The organism is Clostridioides sp. GD02367, from assembly GCF_045900275.1.
Taxonomy (GTDB): domain Bacteria; phylum Bacillota; class Clostridia; order Peptostreptococcales; family Peptostreptococcaceae; genus Clostridioides; species Clostridioides difficile_A.
The window spans coordinates 74,394-95,611 of the sequence record NZ_JBJODK010000007.1; the positions used below are offsets into that span (position 1 = coordinate 74,394).

Sequence of the window (21,218 nt, forward strand, 5' to 3'; positions counted from 1 at the left end):
TTAACATTATTAAAGTGAGAAAATGCAATTACCTTTTTAATACTTATAATGTAACTATTAGTTTTCATAACTACTCACTTCTTTTAAATACTTTATATTATACATAATATCATCATTACTTATATCCAATGAAAGTGCTTTTTTTAAATAAAATTCTGCCTCTGAATACTCTCCAGACATTATATGTATTATTCCTTTTATATTCAATATTTCAGAATCCTCTCTAAATGACTGCAAATAATTGTCAATTAAATCTCTTGCTTCAATTAAATTTCCTTTTTCTATAACTTGCTTTATACTATTTATAAAATCTACTTTTAGTACATTAAGTTCTATATTTTGATTTAATTCATATTCAAAATCTTTTATTATAAGTTTTATAATTCTATGGTAATATGGATATTCATTCAATAATTCTTTTAATTTTCTTAAATAAATTATTTTATCACTATCCTTATAGTCTATAATACTATTAAATTCTATAACAAATTTGTCCATTTCATTAGATAGATATGTTAATAAATCTGCATAATCCAAATTTGCATATATATATTTTATATATATACTAGAATACATAATATAGATATAAAACAACTCTTTATATTTATCATCAGTTAAAATGTTATTTTCCAAAATTATTTTAGTAAATACTCTGTATACTTTTACTTCATCTATCTCAAAAGTATTCTTTTGTCTTAAAATATACTTATATAATTTCAAGCTAAATTCTTTATCATTCATAACGCAATATCTTACATATCTCTCAACCCATCTGTAATCCATATTCAAGAATATATCCAATAAATCTATATTATTTAAACATGCAATATTTACAATAGGTGCATATATATCATTTTTTCCTTTTTCTAAAATATATTTACATTCATCTAAAGATATTTGATTTAATAATCTTATATTATTAAATCTTCCATATGTCCCTTCTATGGAACCTAGTATTTTATAAATATCACTTTTTTCATTTTCTCTTACATTCTTCAAAAAAATTTCTAAACTATTATAAAAGCTATTTTTTTCAATTACTGATTTTTTTAACTTATCATAATACTTATTTATCAAATTAAATTTATTTAATTTATAAAGTGACATAAACAAGCTAAAATAGATGTCTTTTCTTTTTTCTTCATCTATAATATTTTCAAACTCTTTTATCACTAAATCATATTTTTCAAGATTATAATAGATTTTTATTAGAGTTATAGTTGCATTATCTTTCAGACTTACAGTATCTGTATCTGAAAATAGACTATTAGATTGAGTACTCATTTCATAATTGTCAACTAAGTAGATATATCTTTTATATGAATCTAGAGCATACTCATACTTACCTAAGCCAACTTGGGCTTGAGCTAAGTAGTAATATATATCTATATTATTTAAATCTTTCTCTATATATTTTAAACATAATTTTTCACATTTTTTATTTTTTCCCAAAAATAAATATACTTTTGCTAAATTAGATGTTAAATAGCCTGGCATTAATCCTATATTCTTATACGAAACTACACTTTTTTCTAAATAAAATAATGCATCTTGATAATTTTCTAATATAATAAAATTCTTGCCAAGTTGATAATTTGTATATGGATTTTCATTATTTTCGCTTAACTGTTGAAATAGAAGTTTTTCATTTCTTTTAACTTTGTTTAATCTGACTTCTTCATCTTCAAACATATACCCATAATGATCAAATTGAGCTACATTATGAAATACAGGTTCTTTATATAATGGCTGCTCATGAACTTTGCCAATAAATTTAAAATCATTATTTTTAAATAACCTTAATACAGATCCATATCCGTAAGAATCTTTTTCCATAGAATATATATTTTTTAATTGTATTGATGCTGAATTAAAAGTTTTATGTAAATCACTATCAAAAAAATCAATTAGTTTTGTACAATCTGTTAGTATCTCATCAGCATCTAATACAAAAACCCAATCCCCTTTAGAATATAATATAGACTTATTCCTCATACTAGAAAAATCATCATCCCATTTGTGAAAATAAACATTTTTAGTATAATTTCTTGCTATATTGATAGTATTATCAGTTGATCCAGTATCTATTATTATAAGTTCACTATCTATTGAATCCATTAGTATTTTTAGAGAGTCTAACATCTTTGTTAATATCTTTTCTTCATTTTTGACAATCATTACTATACTCAACAACATAATTATCTTCCTTTCAGTATACCTTTATCATAAAATTATAAAAAGCAAAGCACTGCTTTGCTCTTTATAATTTATAATTAAAATATTTATAAACTTTATCCTAATAATTGTAATACTCCTTGTGGTTGCTGATTGGCTTGAGCAAGCATCGATTGTGACGCTTGTACTAATATGTTCATTTTAGATAATGTAACCATTTCTGAAGCAACATCTGTATCTCTTATTCTTGATTCTGCTGCTGTAACATTTTCTATAGTATTATTTAAATTGTTTTGAGTTGATTCTAATCTATTTTGTTGTGCTCCTAGCTTTGCTCTTGATGTATTTACTTCTTTTAATGCTACATCTAAACTAGATGCCATTTGTTTAGCTGCATCTGTTCCTGATGAACCAGCAGTCTTCATATTGCCAATTGTTGTACTTGTTATATTTGCCTTACTCATTACATTAGAAGTGTTAACCAACTCTACAGTTATTTCATTGTTATTATTACTTGTTCCAGATACATTTGTTCCATAATTAGCTCCAACTTGTAATCTTACATTTGAAGAACTTCCATCTAATAATTTCTTTCCATTAAATTCAGTTGAACTTGAAATTCTTTCAATTTCATCTTTTAATTGAGATAATTCATCTGCTATCTTTTGTCTTTCTTCATCAGTGTTAGTTTCATTTGCAGATTGTATTGATAAAGTTCTCATTCTTTGTAATATATTTCCAGTTTCTTCTAATGCACCTTCTGCTGTTTGTACAACAGATATACCATCTTGAACGTTTCTTCCTGCTTGGTCTAAACCTTTAATTTGAGCTCTCATTTTTTCAGATATTGCAAGACCAGCAGCATCATCAGCAGCTCTTTTTATTCTAACTCCAGAAGATAACTTCTCCATAGACTTACTTTGGGAACTTACGTTTCTTCCCATTTGATTGTTTGCTATTAAAGCACTTACATTTGTATTAACTCTCATTAATTTACCCTCCTTAGTATAATTGACATCCTTGTCATTTCTACTTTCAATTTTTAATTAATCTTTCACATATGTAATCGGACAAGTTAATTAATAACTTTATACTTTTTTATTAAAAATATTTATTTTTTCTCTATTTAGCTTAGAATACATTGTGTTTACTTGCTTTGTTAACTTATATTCATGTAGCTCTTTTTTAACTTCTAATAAATTTCTTTGTAAAGTATTTTGTATTTTGCTATCAATATCAATTAGCTTCATATCGCTGTAAATACTTATGAATTTTTCTTTATCATTTTTATCCACACTATTTATAATTTTTTGTCTATCATCTAACTTATTGCTTATGTATTGATACTCTTCTTTATCAATAAGGTTTATAATCTGTAAAGATATCTCTTTGTATAAATCCAGTTTATCTTCTAGTATTCCCATTATTAATTACCTTGTGAAAAATAGTTCATTTGAGAACTATATTGATTTAACAAAGATTCTAAAGCTGAATATTTTGCATAAAGTCTTTTCTCTTTATCATTCATTTTTTCAACCAATCTATTTATATTTTTTTCTTGCTCCGCAATCTGCTTAGAATATATATTTTCGCTGGCAGAAGCTGTTTTTTCTATACCAGCCTTCTCTGCAAATTTAGAACCTGAGCTTCCTGAATATTCATATATTATATCTTTTAACTTTTCAAACATACCTTTATCATCACTATTTGAAGAATATCCAGCTAAAATTTTATATACTTTATCACTATCTTCTATAATAGCTTTTGAAAAAACATCTTCCTTAAATGCTATTTGTCCTTTTTTATTATAATTCTCAGATTCATTAATACCTATCTTTCTTAAAGCATCAATATATTTTGCATCTCCAAAAAACATAGATTGAATATCTTCCACAAACGCTCTTAATTCATCATCATTTCTAAGTATACCTTCTTTGGCTTTTTTGTCCCATTTTTCTATTTCCTCAGTTGTCATGTCTTCTTTTTGAGCTTCTGTAAGAGGAGGATAATCTTTTGACTTTTTAGTTGTTACTAATCCATATACTTTATCCATCAATTTATTGTAATCCTCTACAAATGCTTTCATATTTTTAGTTGCTTCTTCGGTATCAGTCACAGAAACTAATTTAGATGTTCCTTTTGAATTCACATTGTAGGAAATATTATCTATTGCAAATGAATTTGATTCCTTATTTATATGTACTATTCTCCCATTTTCATCAGTTATATCAGCTTCTAAATTTTTCCCCTGTGTTGATGCAACTTTATTACCAGCAGAATCAGTTGTAAATGTAATGCTATTATCATTAGCTATTTGTTGAGCTAAATTATCATTCCCACTTACTTTTAAATTAAGTTCTGATGATGTCCCAGTTTGTTTTCTAGAAATCATTAATTCACCTGTCAATTCACTATATGAAGCTCTTATATCTTTATCTTCACAAAGAGCATTTATTTTACTAACAATAGTACTTGTAGTATCCTGCTCAGAAATAGGTATATTTACATCTCCAATAGTTAATGAACTTGCCCCACTAGCATTTGGAGGAAACTGTTTAACAATAGGAGTACTTGCATTTAATTTAATTGTCACCTTTGCTGGTTCTGCCATTTGTGATACAGCAAACTGATAATTTATTTTATTTGCACCAGCTGACCCACTTGCAACTATAACACTCTCATCAGAACTTTTTATACTTAGAGATGAATATGCATTTTTACTTATTATATTACTTTTAGAATCGAGCCCAAAATACTTATCATACATATCTTTTGATTCTTTGATAATATCTCTGTATATTTCTTGCTTCCATTTTACTATTTGTTGAGCTTGCTTAGCTTTGTCGACCTTTTCTTTGTCTTTGGTCATACTTGCTTCTATTATCCCTTCCATATCAAAATTTCCTGAAAGACCTGTAACTCTTATAGGACTTATATTTGACATACTCATTCCTCCTGTCTGTTATTTCTTGATTTATTATTAACCTCATACCACACATCTCTAATCTGCTGTATTATTGGTAATATTTCATCTATTATTTTTATATCATTTGTTATATTTGCTTTTGATAATTCATGTCTTATAAAATCATAAACATTATACATATCTTTTGCCCATTGGCCTACATTTTGATCTAATGTGACCATCAATTCAGCAAATATATTTTGTACTCTTATAAGCTCTTTATATGATTTTTGCATATCTTTATCTATTATTGCCTTTTTTGATATTTTTGTAGATTCTATAGCTCCGTCTAAAAGCACTAATAATAGCTCTTCTTGAGAAAGTTTATTTAATTCGTCTAAATTTAATTTCATTGCTTATCCTCTATTTCTTTCTTCTTTACTTTTTTTATCAGCTTCATGCCATGTATCTTTAATTTGCTCTATTACAGGAAGCACATTATCTATTATTTGAACATCTTTTCTTATATTCGCTCTTGATAACTCATATCTCACAAAATCATAAACTCTATACATATCTTTTGCCCATTGACCTGCATTTTGATTTAATGTTACCATCAATTCTGTAAATATATCTTGTACCCTTACAAGTTCTTTATGTGCTCTTTGCATATTCTTTTCCACAATAGATATCCTTGCTATCTTTGTATATTTTACTGCTCCATCTACGAGCATCAATAACAATTGTTCTTTTGATGCCATAAATACTGAATTTTGCTTATAATAATTATAAGGATTTTCTCCATACATAAATTGCGTCCTCCAAATATTTTTATTTTAAATTATTCAAAATCTCTATATTTTTCTTTGTAGCTTTTATATTTTCATCTTTTATCTTTTCATAAATTTCTTTTCTTAATATTCCCACATTATCTGGTGCTGATATAGCCAATTTAATATTTTTCCCATCAACACCTACTACCTTTACCTCAATATTATCTCCTACAAGTATTGCCTCTCCTTTTTTTCTAGAAATCACTAACATCCATCATCACCTCTTAATAATGGATGTCTTATGCTATACTTTTCATCTTCTAAAATTATTTGCATTCCATAATTATTTTTTACATTTATTACTATAGGAGCCTTCATGTTCACAGTTGATTCTTTTAAAGTTAGACCCAGAGTTATTATATTAAATATTAGAATATCATTGGGAGATTCTACTTCAAGCTTTTCTATTATATCTTGATTTAGAACTATCTCATATTCCTCAATAATCTCAAATGCTGATACAACAATAAATCCTATACAATTTTCTTCAATAGAATTAAATTCTTTTAAAGTATTATTATTTTTTATATCTAAAAGTTCGTATTCTTTTAAATTTTCGAACCCTAGTATTCCTTTTTTTAATGTAACTTTCATCATATCTGCGTTATTTTACTATATGTAATCTAATATAGATACATTAAATAACTTTCCTCCTGTTTGTAGTGAAGCTTGATAAGTCAATTCTGCGGCCTTTAATTGAACAAGCTTTTCTCCATAATCTATCTCTTCATTTTGTGATAGAATATCCTTTAATTGTATCAAACTATCATCATTTTTTTCCTTCATAGCCTCTACTGTATTTGCTTTTGTACCATATATAGACCTAACATTTACTGTATTTTCTATTAGTTTCTCCATATCACCTAAACAAGTTGTTGTTAGCTCTTTTATAGCATCTGCATCTGGATTTGCTAATTTTTTTGATATATTATTTAATTCTTTAAAGGGATCTGACTGTGTTGGGTCAAATCCAAGACTACTCAATTTAACATTATAATCTACACTTATTCCTTGAGCTATATCCATACTTAAGGAATCTTTTAATTTAGTAAGATCTAGACTAGAATTAAACTTTAAACTAACTGAACCATCAGCATTATCTACACACTCAACAGGTGGAATACCTGTATTTGAACCTGAAAATATGTACTTTCCTTCATGTGTTGCATTTAAAGCATTTGCAATTTCTTTCATTTTTTCATTGGTTGAATTGCTAAGAGTTTTTAGTTCATCCTCTGAATATGCTCCATCACCACTTGCCACCAAAGTTTTCTTTATATCTGATAACAATTTTCCAAGTTGATCTAATGAAGTATCAGTAGTTTCTAACCAATTTCCTGTATCATTACAGTTTTCAATATAAGTCTCCATAGTTTTTATTTCGCTCTTTGAATTCAATATTTTTATTGCTTTATATGGATTATCCGATAGTTTGTTTATTTCTTTTGTTGTATTAACTTGTCTATTAACCTTGTCTAGTCTTTGTAGATTATCTTGTAGTGAGTTTAGATAACTGCTAGACATCATACCTGTGCTAACTCTCATCATAACTTCCTCCTTCTTTTAAATTATTCCATTTATTACAACATCCAGTAGTTGCACAGCTGTAGACATAACTTTTGCACTTGCTTGATATGAACGTTGTACTTTTATAAGCTCTGTCATTTCTTCATCCAAAGATACACCTGAAACACTCATTCGTGAACTATCAATATTATTTATAATTTTACGTTGATTCAATTCATCTTGATTTACCTTTTTAGAATCTAAACCTACTACTTCTGCAAAAGCTTTATAGTGATCACTTATTGTACTTACTTTTCCACCAACTGCCCCAATATCTATCTTTTCATCTTTTAGCTTAGCAATCTTTGAAGCCTCATCAGCAGTAAGCTTTAATTCATTTGGATTACTCTTTATAGCTGGATTTACCTTTATGATATCTTCACCATCTACATTTGAAGTTATAAAAAAATCTGTTACTGTTATTCCAGCAGATGTATTATAAACATCATTTATCTGTTTAGCTAATCCATCAGACACATCTTTTAAATCACTTTTATATGTATCAATTTTGCCATGCATTTCAAACAATCCTTGTAAAGTTCCTGATACACCTGTTTTCCAAGTTCCATCTGGGTTTTTTAATTCGTTAAGTTCTAATTTCCCATCTGCAAGCATATTTTTAACATCACTATTTTCAAGGTCTAATTTAAAACTCAAATCATCCAATATTCTATCTCTTTCATCAAGTAAATCATTTGGGGTAGAGCCAGAACCAGATATAACATCAATAGATTTATTCAAATCTTCAAGACTCTTTAACATGTCATTTATCTGTTTTATCTCAGAGTCTATGTTATCATCTATATCACCTTTTAATTTGTCAAGCTTCTTATAGCTTTCGCTTATTAAGGTTGCTAAATTTGATGCATTTTCTACCACGAGACTTTTTTTACTATCACTATTTATATCCTTCGCTAATGATTCCCAACCTTTAAAAAAGTCATCTATACCTGCAGATATACCATAATCTGATGGTTCATTTATTATAGTCTCTATAGTATTATAATAGTCATACTTTGAAACTGTTTTACCATACTTATGAGCCTCTGCTCTAAATTGATAATCATAAAAACTATTTCTAGCCCTTGTTACATCTGTTACATGTACACCTGTGCCCAACTGACCTCGCCCAATTGCATTATTCAAGCTAGGCATATACATTGGGCTATTTGTAGCAAATTCTGTCCTCTGCCTAGAATAACCTTCTGTATCTAGATTACTTATATTATGAGAAATTGTCTGTATTGCCTTTTGATGAGCATTCATACCTGAATTAGCTGTATTTAAAATGGAAAATAATCCCGCCATATTTTTCCTCCCAATATCTATTTTCTAATATTTCCATAAGAATTATAAGTTGTAGTTTGTTTATCAACTGGTTTTATAAAATTAATCATTTTCTTAGTAAAAATAAGTTCCTTCTTTATTAAGGAATCATTTGACTCTTGTTGATTCTTAGCCAAAGCAATAATATGCTTTAACTCTGTATATATTTCTTTTAAATATTCATCATTACTATTTTCAACAACTTCACTCATTGGAACATCATCATTAAAAAGTTGTCTTCTCTTTATCTCTATAGATGCAAGTTCTCTACTGATATCTTCTAATTTAGGATTTAACCTATTTAGATTTTCTATATCTTTTACAACTATATAATCAAATTGTTCTTTTAATAACTCCATCATATTACTAAGTATCTTTTTTTCTTCATATATTATAACTTTTAAGTCTGTAATCATGGCTTTATCCTCGCATATCCTCTATCATTTTTTTAGCAATTTCTTCTGGTTTTATTTTGTAAGTTCCACTTTCCAATGCATTTTTTATTTCATCTATTTTTTTATTTCTAATAGTCTCATCATTCATATTTGATACGCTCGCCATTTCCTTTGCAAATTTAGATAGTTCTATCTTGTCTGTTTTATTAGTTTTTTGAACTTCTTGCACTTTTTTTACATCAGATGTATTCTTTAAATAATTATTTATTACAATATTTGAACTCACATTTTTAATATCCATAGTTTCACCTCCAAAATTACATCCTTATATTTTAGTTATCGCTCAGAAAATAAAAACATTTATATAATTCAAATATATTTTAAAATTTTTATAAAAATATCCCCTTAGCTAAACTCATACAGAATAACTTAAAGGGATACTATTTAAAATGTTAATTTATATCTGAATCTTCTATTTTAGACAATCTTATAGATAATTTCTCATTTGTAATAATACTTTCTCCATAAGCAAATAATCTATCATTTGCATATATATCTAATTTCTCATCTACATTCTTATTTAGTTTTATTATAGACCCTTCTTTTAAACCTAATATATTTTTTATTGTTTCTGTTGTTTTTCCTATAGAAACAGATACATTTACTTTTGCATTAAAAACATTTTGATTTTCTTCTATAACTCCAGTCTTTTCTTCTATTAGTTGTCCAAAATTCAATTCATATATATCCTCTTTTTTACTATTCATAAAGCTTTTCTCCTTGTGTAATCTTATCTATACATGTCTATCAATAATCCTTGTATCATATCAACAGTAGAAACAATATCTATATTTTCTTTTTCTTCACTAAGTAACTCACTGGTCATCTTTTCAAGTTTATTATCAACAATCTTTACATTCTTATAATACTGATGCTCCCAAAAACTACTATTTTTATCAAGTGAATACATGTTATCTACGACAGATTTTAGATATTCTTTTACAGCATTTTTATACCTACTAATATCTCCATAATTTTGAGTAAGTACAAGCCTTTCTCCAGCCCTTTTTACACTTTCTAGATTCTTTTTTATATCCTCTAATGAAGAAGATTGTTTTACAAAGTTTAGACTATCAGAAAATTTATTATTTTCCTTTGTTTTCTTTACCTCTATATTTCTACTTGGACCTATATTTAGCTTATCTATATTTATACCCATAATAAAGCCTACCCTCTATAATATTTCATAACTTTGGGAATATAATTTTGCGTTTCTTTTGGCATTTTATACAAGTCAGAAATTGATTCTACCCCTCTACTTTTCATCCTTCCAGGACCACCATTATATGCCATCAGTCCCATTTCTATACTACCTCCAAACATATCAATATATTCCTTAATGTGTCTAGTTCCAGCATCTATATTCTGCTCTATATTAAAAGGGTCTGTAACACCCAAATCTCTACAATTTTCTGGGATAAGTTGCATAAGACCCTTAGCACCAGCAGAGGAAACAGTATTTGGATTAAAATCCGATTCAACTTTAATTATTGCTTTTATAAGGTTTGCATCCACATTATATTTTTTTGATGCTTGTTCTACAGCATTTTCAATTCTTGACTTTGTACTTTTATCTTTTGTATCAACTTCTACAGACTTACTAATTGTATTATTTGCTGCATTATCAAGTTCATTAAATAACTTTTCAGAATTAGATAATGAATCATAACTATTAAAAGATGTTTGTTGATTATTTTGTGATAATGCTTTTAACAGTGTCATCATAATCATATCAAATCCAGATGAATTATTATATCCACAATTACATTGACTTGTAGTATTACTACTAGACAGTTGTGTTAATGCCAGTATATTAATTAGCGAACTTATATCGTTCAATATAAAACTCCCCTTTCTAAATTTTATAGACTTAAAAGTTAAACATATAAAACCCAAACTACTCGAGTTCATATAATCCTCTCTCCAATAGTTTTATATAAAATTTATTAAAACCTTAGATTTATTTAGTCATATTATTATTATCGGATAAACAAAAGAAATATTTATATTTTACATAATATCTTATTATATTTTCTGTAAACAATATACCTATTAACTTATAACCATTCTTTTTCTAATTGTGTATTAGAACCTGTTATTAATATTTTCATTAATCATGTTTACCTCCAATAAATATTCAATTCTGCTTAATAATTAATTATAACATAGCTTATATTTTGACTTGAGTAGAATGTATTATTTTTATATAAATAAAAAAGAGATGTAATATTGAATGATTATAATCATATTATTACATCTCTTTAAGTTTAAATATCCAAAATATAAATTGTAATTACCAATTAGATATCAAGACCTTATCTAAAATACTTAACTCCAGATTCAAATATCTTTTGGTCTTTTTCACCTATGATATTCTTATATACTGCCTCACCAATTCTCTCAGAATGTCCCATCTTACCAAACACTCTACCATCAACACTAGTTATACCTTCAACAGCATAGAATGAACCATTTGGATTAAATTCAATATCATAAGTAGCTTCGTTATTAAAATCAACATACTGAGTTGCCACTTGTCCATTAGCAATTAATTCTCTCATAACCTCTTCACTAGCAACAAACTTACCTTCTCCATGAGAAACTGCTATATTATGAATATCACCAACATTAGTTTGAGCTAACCAAGGAGATTTATTAGAAGAAATTCTAGTTCTAGCAATCTTAGCCTGATGACGACCAATATTATTGTAAGTAAGTGTTGGTGCATTTTCACTTTGAACTCTTATTTCTCCATAAGGAACTAATCCTAATTTGATTAATACTTGGAATCCATTACAGATACCTAGCATTAGACCATCTTTTTTAGTTAAAAACTCATTTATAGCTTCTTGTACTCTAGGATTTCTAAATACAGTAGCTATAAATTTACCAGAACCATCTGGCTCATCACCTGCACTAAATCCACCTGGTAACATTATTATTTGAGAAGATTTTATCTCATTCACTATTGTATCTATAGAATCTTCTATATCTTTATAAGTTAAATTCTTAAATACTCTTATATTTGCATTAGCTCCTGCTCTTTCAAATGCTCTTGCAGAGTCATATTCACAGTTTGTTCCAGGGAATGCTGGTATAAATACTCTTGGAGTAGCTATACTTAATGATGATTTCTTAGCTTCTCCTTGTGATATATAACTTATAGTCTCTATTTTTGATTTTACTTCTTCTGCTTTAGTTGGGAATATAGGCTCTAAAGTACTACAATGTGCTTTATATAATTCATCTAATGAAAGTTCTTCACCTTTGATGAATAAACTAGCTTCTTTAACTGTACTTCCAAGCACTATGTAATTATATCCATCTAACACATTTAAATCATCATTCGCTAATTCAAGTACTATATTTCCATAACTAGCCTCAAATAATTTATCATCTGTAAGTGCCTTTTCAGCTTCTTCACTAAACTTAAATCCTACTTTATTACCAAAAGACATTTTACTTATTGCTTCACCTACACCTGCAAATCCTAATGCATATGTTGATAAAACTTTATTTCCATGTATAAGTTCTCTTACTTTATCCAAGTTTTTCTTTAATTCTTCAAAATCTATAACATCATTTTCTGATTTATTTACACATAACATTACTACTTTTGAGTCTGCTTTTTTAAATTCTGGAGATACTACTTTTCTAGCATCTACTGTATCAACAGCAAATGAAACCAATGTTGGCGGAACTTCAATATCTTTAAATGTACCAGACATACTATCTTTTCCACCTATAGCAGGTATCTCAAATTTACTTTGTGCATAGAATGCTCCTAAAAGTGCTGAGAATGGTTTACCCCATTTTTCTGGATTGTTACCAAGTTTCTCAAAATACTCTTGGAATGTAAGTCTTGTCGTACTGTAATTTCCTCCAATAGCAACCAATTTACACACAGATTCTACTACTGCATATAAAGCTCCATGGAATGGACTCCATTTTCCTACCTTTGGATTGTATCCATAAGTCATTATTGTAGAAGTATTAGTTTCTCCACCAAGTACTGGTATCTTAGCAACCATACCTTGAGTTGGAGTAGCTTGATACTTTCCACCAAATGGCATAAGTACTGTATTACCACCAATTGTATTATCAAACATCTCGACTAATCCTTTTTGAGAACAAACATTAAGGTCAGATAATACTTTTGTAAATTTATCTTTCATACTTGCACACTTAACATCTTTCACTATTTCATTAGAGCTAAAGAATGTGCTTTCTTCATCTACTTTAGTAACATGGACATCAGTAGTTTGTTTTACTCCATTTGTATCCAAAAACTCTCTATTTATATCTACAATTGCTTTTCCATTCCAGAACATTCTTAAATATCCTGTATCAGTTACTGTAGCTACATGTGTAGCTTCTAAGTTTTCTTCTACTGCTAATTGTATAAATTTATCTTTATTTTCTTTTTTTATAGCCACAGCCATACGCTCTTGTGATTCTGAAATTGAAAGTTCAGTTCCATCAAGCCCATCGTATTTTTTAGGCACTAAATCTAAGTTTATGTCCAAACTATCAGCAATTTCACCTATAGCAACGCAAACTCCACCTGCTCCAAAGTCATTACATCTTTTTATCATTTGAGCAACTTCTTTATTTCTAAAGAATCTTTGTATTTTTCTTTCGTTAGGAGCATCTCCTTTTTGAACTTCTGCACTACAAGTTAAGATTGATTCTTCACTATGTTCTTTAGATGAACCAGTTGCTCCTCCACAACCATCTCTTCCTGTTTTTCCTCCAAGAAGAACTATCACATCTCCTGCTTCTGGTCTTTCTCTTACTACATTTTCTTTTGGTGCTGCTGCTATAACTGCACCTATTTCCATTCTCTTTGCAACGAAATTTTCATCGTATACTTCTGCAACTTGTCCCGTTGTAAGACCTATCTGGTTACCATATGAACTATAACCATGAGCAGCTTCTGTAGTAATTTTTCTCTGCATAAGTTTTCCAGGTAAAGTATCCTCTAAAGTTGTTCTTGGGTCAGCACTTCCTGTAACACGCATTGCTTGGTAAACATAACTTCTTCCTGATAATGGGTCTCTTATAGCTCCACCTAGGCAAGTAGCTGCTCCTCCAAATGGCTCTATTTCAGTTGGATGGTTATGAGTTTCATTTTTAAACATTACTAAATATTTTTCCATCTTACCATCAACTTCAACATCTACATTTATACTACATGCATTTATCTCTTCACTTTCATCTAAATCATTTAATTTTCCATTTTTCTTTAATTCTTTTACTGCAACTGTAGCTATATCCATCAAACATATATCTTTATGTCTGTTCACATACACATTGTCTCTTGAGTTAAGATACATTTGATACGCTTCTTTTACTATATCATTAAACTTACCATCTTCTATTTTTACATTTTCTATTTCAGTCATAAAAGTAGTGTGTCTACAATGATCAGACCAGTAAGTATCTAGAACTTTTATTTCTGTTATAGTTGGATTTCTTTTTTCTGTATCTTTAAAATATTTTTGAACGTGTTGTAAGTCTCCTAAAGTCATTGCTAATCCTTTTTCACTTACAAATATTTTTAATCCATCTTCATCTAAATCTATAAATCCATCTAATACTTCAACTGTTGTTGGTATTTCAGTTTCCATTTTTAATGTTTCTGGTTTTTCTAAAGATGCTTCTCTACTATCTACTGGATTTATACAGTAATCTTTTATTTTAGAAAACTCTTCATCAGTTACTTGACCTGATAATATATAAACCTTTGCTGTATTAATAGCAGGTCTTACACCTTGATTTACGATTTGGATACATTGAGCTGCCCAATCACCTCTTTGGTCATATTGACCAGGAAGAAATTCTATCGCAAATACTCTTTCACCATTTAACTCTGGTATTTCTTCATAATATACTACATCTAGATTTGGTTCAGAAAATATTGTTTTTGCTGCATTTTCATAAACTTCTTCTGATATTCCCTCTACATCATATCTATTTAATATTCTTAAATTTTCTATATTGCTTATGTGTAAACTTTCCAACAAGTCTTTTTTTAAAGCTTTAGCCTCAAGGTCAAAACCTTCTCTTTTTTCAACTAATACTCTTCTAACCATTGAGTCTTTATTTTCAGTATTCAACATACCTTATCCTCCATTTTAGAAAAATTATCTTCCTATGTCTGTTCTATAGTGCATTCCTTCAAAGTTTATTTTCTTTATATTCTCATAAACTTTTTCTGCTGCGTCCTTAACTGTAGTTGATTTTGCAGTTATACCAATTACTCTTCCTCCATTAGTAACTAAATTACCATCAAGCATCTTAGTACCACTGTGGAATACTACTATATCATCATCCAGGTTTTCAAGACCAGTTATAATTTTTCCTTTTTCATAACTGTCTGGATACCCTCCTGATGTAAGCATAACACATACTGCTTCATCATCACTATAATTTATTTCTATATCTTTTAATTTATTATCCAATATAGCTTCCATTATCTCATGTAAATCTGTTTCTAATCTAAATAAAACAGATTGTGTCTCAGGGTCTCCAAATCTTACATTGTATTCAAGTACTTTCTCTCCATCTTCAGTTATCATAAGACCAACAAATAAAATACCTTTAAAGTTAAGACCATCTTTTTTGAATCCTTCTAAAGTTTTTTCTAATACTGTCTCTTTTACTTTATTTGCTAATTCTTCTGTATATATTTCACTAGGAGAAAAAGTTCCCATCCCACCAGTATTTGGTCCTTGTTCATAATTATTTACTTTCTTATGGTCTTTTGCGCTTGCCATAGGAACTATTGTGTCATTGTCTACAAATGCCAAGATTGAAGTTTCTATTCCTTTTAAGAACTCTTCAAGTACTATTTTATCTCCAGCAGCTCCAAACTTCTTATCTGACATCATTTCTTTTAAAGTTGCTATAGCATCTTCTCTATTTTCAGGTATTACAACACCTTTTCCAGCAGCTAATCCGTCCGCTTTTATTACTACTGGATATCCAAAGCTATCTATTTCTGATATAGCTTCTTCTAAGTTTGTATATTCTTTATATTTTGCAGTAGGTATGTTATGTTTTATCATAAAATCTTTTGAAAAAGCTTTACTTCCTTCAAGTTGAGCACATTTTTTATTAGGCCCAAAAACTCTTAGACCTTCCTTTTCAAACTCATCTACTATACCCATAACTAGTGGTACTTCTGGTCCTACTATTGTAAGACCTATTTCATTTTCTTTTGCAAATTTTAAAAGTTCTTCTATATTAGTATCACTTATATTTACACATTCTGCTACATTTGCAATTCCTGCATTACCTGGCGCGCAATAAACTTTTTCTACATTCTTTTCTTTGCTTAGTTTCCAGCATATAGCATGCTCTCTTCCGCCACCGCCTACAACCAATATCTTCATAATATCCTCCTTAGTGTTTGAAGTGTCTTATTCCTGTAAATACCATAACCATATCATACTTATCACAAGCTTCTATTGAATCTTTATCCTTTATAGAACCACCTGGTTGAACTACTGCTGATATTCCATATTCATGAGCTAATGTTACACAATCATCAAATGGGAAAAATGCATCTGATGCTAAAACAGCTCCTGTAAAGTCTTTATCTTTGTTATTTTCAAGAGCATTTTTTAATGCCCAAATTCTTGATGTTTGTCCACAACCTAAAGCTAAAGTTTGACCGTTTTTTACTATTGCAATTGCATTTGATTTCATATTTTTTACTACTCTCATACCAAATTCCATATCCTTAAGTTGTTCATCTGTTGGCTTTGCTTTTGTTACATTTTCACTTTTTTCTGCTAAAGTACTATTTCTATCTTGTATTAATAATTTTCCATCTAAATATTTCATTTCGTATGGTTGTAAACTATCTTCTATCTTAGCTAATTTTAATATTCTTAAATTTTTCTTTTGTTTAAGTACTTCTAAAGCTTCTGGCTCAAAATCATATGCTACTACTATCTCTAAGAATATTTCATTTAATTTCTCTGCTGTAGCTTTGTCTACAGTAGAAGTTATTCCTACTATTCCACCAAATATTGAAACTTTATCTGCTTCATAACATTTTGTATATGCTTCAAAAGCATCTTTACCTAATCCCACTCCACATGAATTAGCATGTTTTATAGCTACTGAAACTACTTCTTCACTATCTTTAAATTCTCTCATTACTTCTAAACATCCATGTAAATCGTTTAAGTTGTTAAAAGAAAGTTCTTTACCGCCTAATTGCTCATAGTTTAAGATTGGATTTTTTGCATTTGATTGTGAATATAAGAAACCATTTTGATGTGGATTTTCTCCATATCTTAAAGTTTGTTCTTTTTGGAAAGTTAAATTTAATATGTCAGGATATGTATCTCCAACTTCTCCAGCAAAATAACTAGATATTAACGCATCATATCTTCCTGTAGTTGAGAAAGCTTTATATGATAATTTTTTTCTATCTTCTAATGTCATTGTGTCTGTTTTTAATTTTTCTATTATAGAATCATAATCTTTTATATCTACTACTACTATTACATCTTTATAGTTTTTAGCAGCAGAACGTATCATAGATGGTCCACCAATATCTATGTTTTCTATCATTTCATCATGACTTTTTCCAGCCTTTAAAGTTCCTTCAAAATCATATAAATTTACAGCTACTAAATCTATTGAATGTATTTTGTGTTCATTTACAGTTTCCACATGAGAATCTTTGTCTCTTTTGTAAAGTATCCCACCATGTATATATGGATTTAATGTTTTTACTCTTCCATCTAATATTTCTGGGAAGTTTGTAACATCTTCAACTTGCATTACATTAACGCCATTTTCCTTTAATGTTTTAAAAGTATTTCCTGTAGATATAATTTCATAATCTAGCTTGTTTAACTCTTTAGCAAATTCTACTACACCTGTCTTGTCAGTTACACTTATTAAAGCTCTCTTACTCATTTATAAACACTCTCCTACCTTGAAGTTTTAATTTATTTTCACAAAAAAGACTTAAACTTTCTATTAAAATCCTATGTTCAACTTCTAACACTCTTTTTGCAAGTGTCTTTGCATCATCATCTTGATTCACCTTAACTACATCTTGCATTATAATTGGTCCAGTATCAGCACCTTCATCAACAAAATGAACTGTAGCACCAGTTACTTTAGCACCATAATCTATAACACCTTGATGAACTCTTTCTCCATAGAATCCAGCTCCACAGAATGAAGGAATTAATGATGGATGTATGTTTATCATTTTGTTTCTAAACTCATTAACCAGCTTTGGGCTGATTATTTTTAAATAACCAGCCAAAACTACTAAATCTATTTTATTTTCTTTAAGAATTTCTATTATCTTGTCTTCATTAGTTTCACAAATTGCCTTTATGTTATGATTTTTAGCTCTCTCTAAACCATAAGCATCTTGCTTACTTGAGATAACTACTTTAACCTGACCTTTTATTTTTCTAGACTCAGTTCCATCTATAACTGCTTGTAAATTTGTTCCTCCACCAGATATTAAAACTCCTATATTTAACATAATTCTACACCTTCATGACTATCTACTACTTCACCAATTATATATGCTTTATCTTCTAATAACTCACTGTATTTTTTATCTACATAAGCAGCATTGTCATTTTCTCTATTGTTTATAAAGTCTACAACATTGTTAGCATCTTCTTTATTTACTATTAAAACTAGTCCAATACCCATGTTGAAACTTTTATGAAGTTCTCTCTCATCAACAGCATTAAAACCTTCTATCATTTTAAATATAGGAGGCTTCTCCCAAGATTTTTTATTAATATCTAATCCTAATCCTTTAGGTATAACTCTTGTTATATTTTCTATAAGCCCTCCACCAGTTATGTGAGCTATAGCTTTTATATCATGTTTAGCTAATACATCTAAAGCTAATTTAACATATATTTTAGTTGGTGTTAAAAGCGCTTCCCCAACTGTCATTCCTAGTTCTTCAACATATTGTTCCATTTTATAGTTGTAAGTTTCTAAAAATATCTTTCTTATAAAAGAAAAACCATTACTGTGTACTCCACTTGAAGATATACCAACTAATACATCTCCTGATTTAACACTATTTCCAGAAACAATCTTTTCTTTGTCTGCTATACCTACAGAGAACCCTGCTAAATCATAATCATCATCTCCATACATACCAGGCATCTCAGCAGTTTCTCCACCAATTAGTGCGCAACCAGACATTTTACAACCATCTGCAATTCCACCAACTATTTTTTCTATATGCTCAGGAATTAATTTCCCAAGAGCTATATAATCAAGGAAAAATAATGGCTTTGCTCCTTGACAAATCAAATCATTTACACACATTGCAACTAAATCTATTCCAACAGTATCATGCTTGTCCATCATTTGAGCTATTTTTAACTTAGTCCCAACACCATCTGTAGATGCAAGCAAAACTGGTTCTTTCATTCCTACAAAATCTTTTAAACTGTATAATCCACTAAAGTTACCTAAATCTCCAACTACATTTCCATCATAAGTTCCTTTTATTTTACCTTTTATAAGGTCTACTGCTCTATTTCCTTCATCTATATCTACACCTGATTCTTTATATGTTAGCATGAAAATAATTCCTCCTTATCAATTTTCTTAACTGGGTATTCTCCATCAAAACAAGCTTTGCAGAAAGTAGACTTATGTTCTGCTGCATCTAACATTCCTTCTATATCTAGGAATTTTAGACTATCACATCCAATATATTCTCTCATTTCTTCTACATTGTTACTTGATGCAATTAATTTAGAACGATTTGGAGTATCTATTCCATAGTAACAAGAGTAAGCTACTGGAGGAGATGTTATTCTAAGATGAATTTCTTTTGCTCCTGCTTCTCTTAAAGATTTTACTAACTGTTTAGATGTAGTTCCTCTTACAATTGAGTCATCTACTAAAATTATAGATTTTCCTTTTATTATTGTTGAAAGAGGGTTTAATTTTATTTTTACTGCTATTTCTCTTTCTTCTTGTGTAGGTTTTATAAACGTTCTTCCTACATATCTATTTTTAACTAAGCCTTCACTTATTTTTAATCCACTAGCATTTGCATAACCAATAGCTCCTGGCCAACCTGAATCTGGAACTGGAACTACCATATCTGCATTTACATTTTCATTTTGAGCTAATCTTTCACCACATTTAATTCTAAATTCATATGCATTTACATTGTCTATAGTTGCATCGTTTCTTGCAAAGTATATGTGTTCAAATATACAACTCTTCTTAACTGGCTTATAATTTTCTGAATAAAAATATGATTTTAATTCTCCATCTTTAACTATTATTATTTCTCCTGGCTCTACATCTCTTATAACTTCTCCGCCAAGTATATCTATTGCACAATTTTCTGATGCAAATATATATTCATCACCCTTTTTACCAAGTACAAGAGGTCTGAATCCATGTGGGTCTCTAACTGCAACCAATTCTTCCTGACTCATTATTACAAGAGCATATGCACCTTTGATATAATCCATAGTCATTTTTAAACTTTCTACTATATCACCTTTGTAATATCTTGCAAGTATATATAAAATCACTTCTGTATCTGAATTAGTTTGGAACATATATCCATCTTCTTCTAACATGTCTTTTAAATAATTTGCATTAACTAAATTTCCATTATGAGCTATGGCTAATTGTCTTTTTCTACAGCTTCCAACTAAAGGTTGGCAATTAGAAACATGACTCCCTCCAGCTGTTGAATATCTAACATGTCCAATACCTATATTTCCTTTTAACTTAGATAGTTCACTTTCTTTAAAAACATCTCCAACTAATCCCATATCTTTTTTGTACTTAATTTCTCCATCATCTAAAAGAGCTAAACCACAGCTTTCTTGCCCTCTGTGTTGCATAGAATATAAAGAATAATATAGTTCTTTAGTTACATCTTTATTAGAGTAAATCCCTAAAACTCCACACATA

21 protein-coding genes are annotated in these 21,218 nt (G+C 28.8%); all 21 read right to left on the minus strand.

The features are described from left to right. Positions 1-57: 57 nt before the first annotated feature. The gene (locus Q3223_RS11305; RefSeq protein WP_407812005.1) at positions 58-2,196 is read right to left on the minus strand and encodes a glycosyltransferase; all 2,139 of its coding nucleotides are present in this window, start codon (positions 2,194-2,196) and stop codon (positions 58-60) included. A gap of 95 nt (positions 2,197-2,291) precedes the next feature. Continuing rightward, positions 2,292-3,164, minus strand: a complete 873-nt coding sequence (locus Q3223_RS11310; protein ID WP_407812006.1) for a flagellin — start codon at positions 3,162-3,164, stop codon at positions 2,292-2,294. 99 nt (positions 3,165-3,263) lie between these two features. Beyond that, positions 3,264-3,599 carry a flagellar protein FliT gene (locus Q3223_RS11315; RefSeq protein WP_407812007.1) on the minus strand — a complete coding sequence of 112 codons (336 nt, stop codon included), beginning with the start codon at positions 3,597-3,599 and terminating at the stop codon, positions 3,264-3,266. Positions 3,600-3,601: 2 nt separating this feature from the next. Next, on the minus strand, positions 3,602-5,119 hold the full coding sequence (fliD, locus tag Q3223_RS11320; RefSeq protein ID WP_407812008.1) for a flagellar filament capping protein FliD: 1,518 nt from the start codon (positions 5,117-5,119) through the stop codon (positions 3,602-3,604). A gap of 2 nt (positions 5,120-5,121) precedes the next feature. Next, the gene (fliS, locus tag Q3223_RS11325) at positions 5,122-5,493 is read right to left on the minus strand and encodes a flagellar export chaperone FliS (protein WP_407812009.1); all 372 of its coding nucleotides are present in this window, start codon (positions 5,491-5,493) and stop codon (positions 5,122-5,124) included. 3 nt (positions 5,494-5,496) lie between these two features. Continuing rightward, complete coding sequence (gene fliS, locus Q3223_RS11330; protein WP_407812010.1) at positions 5,497-5,889, minus strand: flagellar export chaperone FliS; 393 nt, start codon at positions 5,887-5,889, stop codon at positions 5,497-5,499. A gap of 22 nt (positions 5,890-5,911) precedes the next feature. Further along, positions 5,912-6,124: a carbon storage regulator CsrA gene (csrA, locus tag Q3223_RS11335; protein WP_407812011.1), complete on the minus strand. Its 213-nt coding sequence runs from the start codon at positions 6,122-6,124 to the stop codon at positions 5,912-5,914. After that, complete coding sequence (locus Q3223_RS11340; RefSeq protein WP_407812012.1) at positions 6,118-6,510, minus strand: flagellar assembly protein FliW; 393 nt, start codon at positions 6,508-6,510, stop codon at positions 6,118-6,120. Before Q3223_RS11340 ends, csrA begins: the two co-directional genes overlap by 7 nt. Before the next feature lie 15 nt (positions 6,511-6,525). Then, positions 6,526-7,461 carry a flagellar hook-associated protein FlgL gene (gene flgL / locus Q3223_RS11345; RefSeq protein ID WP_407812013.1) on the minus strand — a complete coding sequence of 312 codons (936 nt, stop codon included), beginning with the start codon at positions 7,459-7,461 and terminating at the stop codon, positions 6,526-6,528. Between the two features lie 15 nt (positions 7,462-7,476). After that, positions 7,477-8,787 (minus strand): flagellar hook-associated protein FlgK, encoded by a 1,311-nt coding sequence (gene flgK / locus Q3223_RS11350; protein WP_407812014.1) that lies wholly within the window; start codon positions 8,785-8,787, stop codon positions 7,477-7,479. 17 nt (positions 8,788-8,804) lie between these two features. Beyond that, positions 8,805-9,221, minus strand: a complete 417-nt coding sequence (locus Q3223_RS11355) for a flagellar protein FlgN (protein ID WP_407812015.1) — start codon at positions 9,219-9,221, stop codon at positions 8,805-8,807. 4 nt (positions 9,222-9,225) lie between these two features. Beyond that, positions 9,226-9,501: a flagellar biosynthesis anti-sigma factor FlgM gene (gene flgM / locus Q3223_RS11360; RefSeq protein ID WP_054268788.1), complete on the minus strand. Its 276-nt coding sequence runs from the start codon at positions 9,499-9,501 to the stop codon at positions 9,226-9,228. 151 nt (positions 9,502-9,652) lie between these two features. Beyond that, positions 9,653-9,967, minus strand: coding sequence for a FliM/FliN family flagellar motor switch protein (locus Q3223_RS11365; RefSeq protein WP_407812017.1), 315 nt, complete (start codon positions 9,965-9,967; stop codon positions 9,653-9,655). A 23-nt stretch (positions 9,968-9,990) separates the two neighbouring features. After that, positions 9,991-10,419, minus strand: a complete 429-nt coding sequence (locus tag Q3223_RS11370) for a YaaR family protein (protein WP_407812018.1) — start codon at positions 10,417-10,419, stop codon at positions 9,991-9,993. A gap of 8 nt (positions 10,420-10,427) precedes the next feature. Then, the gene (locus tag Q3223_RS11375; protein WP_407812019.1) at positions 10,428-11,099 is read right to left on the minus strand and encodes a lytic transglycosylase domain-containing protein; all 672 of its coding nucleotides are present in this window, start codon (positions 11,097-11,099) and stop codon (positions 10,428-10,430) included. A 476-nt stretch (positions 11,100-11,575) separates the two neighbouring features. After that, entirely contained in the window at positions 11,576-15,382 is a 3,807-nt protein-coding gene (locus Q3223_RS11380) for a phosphoribosylformylglycinamidine synthase (protein ID WP_407812020.1), read from the minus strand. Positions 15,383-15,406: 24 nt separating this feature from the next. Further along, the gene (purD, locus tag Q3223_RS11385) at positions 15,407-16,657 is read right to left on the minus strand and encodes a phosphoribosylamine--glycine ligase (protein WP_054268784.1); all 1,251 of its coding nucleotides are present in this window, start codon (positions 16,655-16,657) and stop codon (positions 15,407-15,409) included. A 10-nt stretch (positions 16,658-16,667) separates the two neighbouring features. Beyond that, complete coding sequence (gene purH / locus Q3223_RS11390) at positions 16,668-18,200, minus strand: bifunctional phosphoribosylaminoimidazolecarboxamide formyltransferase/IMP cyclohydrolase (protein WP_284181525.1); 1,533 nt, start codon at positions 18,198-18,200, stop codon at positions 16,668-16,670. Beyond that, the gene (gene purN / locus Q3223_RS11395; RefSeq protein ID WP_284181524.1) at positions 18,193-18,786 is read right to left on the minus strand and encodes a phosphoribosylglycinamide formyltransferase; all 594 of its coding nucleotides are present in this window, start codon (positions 18,784-18,786) and stop codon (positions 18,193-18,195) included. The genes purH and purN overlap by 8 nt, the downstream gene beginning before the upstream one ends. Then, a complete protein-coding gene (gene purM / locus Q3223_RS11400; protein ID WP_054268781.1) occupies positions 18,780-19,856 on the minus strand; it encodes a phosphoribosylformylglycinamidine cyclo-ligase in 1,077 nt (358 codons plus the stop codon). Before purM ends, purN begins: the two co-directional genes overlap by 7 nt. Further along, on the minus strand, positions 19,850-21,217 hold the full coding sequence (purF, locus tag Q3223_RS11405) for an amidophosphoribosyltransferase (protein WP_054268780.1): 1,368 nt from the start codon (positions 21,215-21,217) through the stop codon (positions 19,850-19,852). The genes purM and purF overlap by 7 nt, the downstream gene beginning before the upstream one ends. Position 21,218 lies beyond the last annotated feature (1 nt).

Excerpts from the sequence above, each read along its gene's own strand:
- Q3223_RS11305 (WP_407812005.1), bottom strand. The coding sequence starts at position 2,196 with ATGTTGTTGAGTATAGTAATGATTGTCAAAAATGAAGAAAAGATATTA.
- Q3223_RS11310 (WP_407812006.1), bottom strand. The coding sequence starts at position 3,164 with ATGAGAGTTAATACAAATGTAAGTGCTTTAATAGCAAACAATCAAATG.
- Q3223_RS11315 (WP_407812007.1), bottom strand. The coding sequence starts at position 3,599 with ATGGGAATACTAGAAGATAAACTGGATTTATACAAAGAGATATCTTTA.
- fliD (WP_407812008.1), bottom strand. The coding sequence starts at position 5,119 with ATGTCAAATATAAGTCCTATAAGAGTTACAGGTCTTTCAGGAAATTTT.
- fliS (WP_407812009.1), bottom strand. The coding sequence starts at position 5,493 with ATGAAATTAAATTTAGACGAATTAAATAAACTTTCTCAAGAAGAGCTA.
- fliS (WP_407812010.1), bottom strand. The coding sequence starts at position 5,889 with ATGTATGGAGAAAATCCTTATAATTATTATAAGCAAAATTCAGTATTT.
- csrA (WP_407812011.1), bottom strand. The coding sequence starts at position 6,124 with ATGTTAGTGATTTCTAGAAAAAAAGGAGAGGCAATACTTGTAGGAGAT.
- Q3223_RS11340 (WP_407812012.1), bottom strand. The coding sequence starts at position 6,510 with ATGATGAAAGTTACATTAAAAAAAGGAATACTAGGGTTCGAAAATTTA.
- flgL (WP_407812013.1), bottom strand. The coding sequence starts at position 7,461 with ATGATGAGAGTTAGCACAGGTATGATGTCTAGCAGTTATCTAAACTCA.
- flgK (WP_407812014.1), bottom strand. The coding sequence starts at position 8,787 with ATGGCGGGATTATTTTCCATTTTAAATACAGCTAATTCAGGTATGAAT.
- Q3223_RS11355 (WP_407812015.1), bottom strand. The coding sequence starts at position 9,221 with ATGATTACAGACTTAAAAGTTATAATATATGAAGAAAAAAAGATACTT.
- flgM (WP_054268788.1), bottom strand. The coding sequence starts at position 9,501 with ATGGATATTAAAAATGTGAGTTCAAATATTGTAATAAATAATTATTTA.
- Q3223_RS11365 (WP_407812017.1), bottom strand. The coding sequence starts at position 9,967 with ATGAATAGTAAAAAAGAGGATATATATGAATTGAATTTTGGACAACTA.
- Q3223_RS11370 (WP_407812018.1), bottom strand. The coding sequence starts at position 10,419 with ATGGGTATAAATATAGATAAGCTAAATATAGGTCCAAGTAGAAATATA.
- Q3223_RS11380 (WP_407812020.1), bottom strand. The coding sequence starts at position 15,382 with ATGTTGAATACTGAAAATAAAGACTCAATGGTTAGAAGAGTATTAGTT.
- purD (WP_054268784.1), bottom strand. The coding sequence starts at position 16,657 with ATGAAGATATTGGTTGTAGGCGGTGGCGGAAGAGAGCATGCTATATGC.
- purH (WP_284181525.1), bottom strand. The coding sequence starts at position 18,200 with ATGAGTAAGAGAGCTTTAATAAGTGTAACTGACAAGACAGGTGTAGTA.
- purN (WP_284181524.1), bottom strand. The coding sequence starts at position 18,786 with ATGTTAAATATAGGAGTTTTAATATCTGGTGGAGGAACAAATTTACAA.
- purM (WP_054268781.1), bottom strand. The coding sequence starts at position 19,856 with ATGCTAACATATAAAGAATCAGGTGTAGATATAGATGAAGGAAATAGA.
- purF (WP_054268780.1), bottom strand. The coding sequence starts at position 21,217 with ATGTGTGGAGTTTTAGGGATTTACTCTAATAAAGATGTAACTAAAGAA.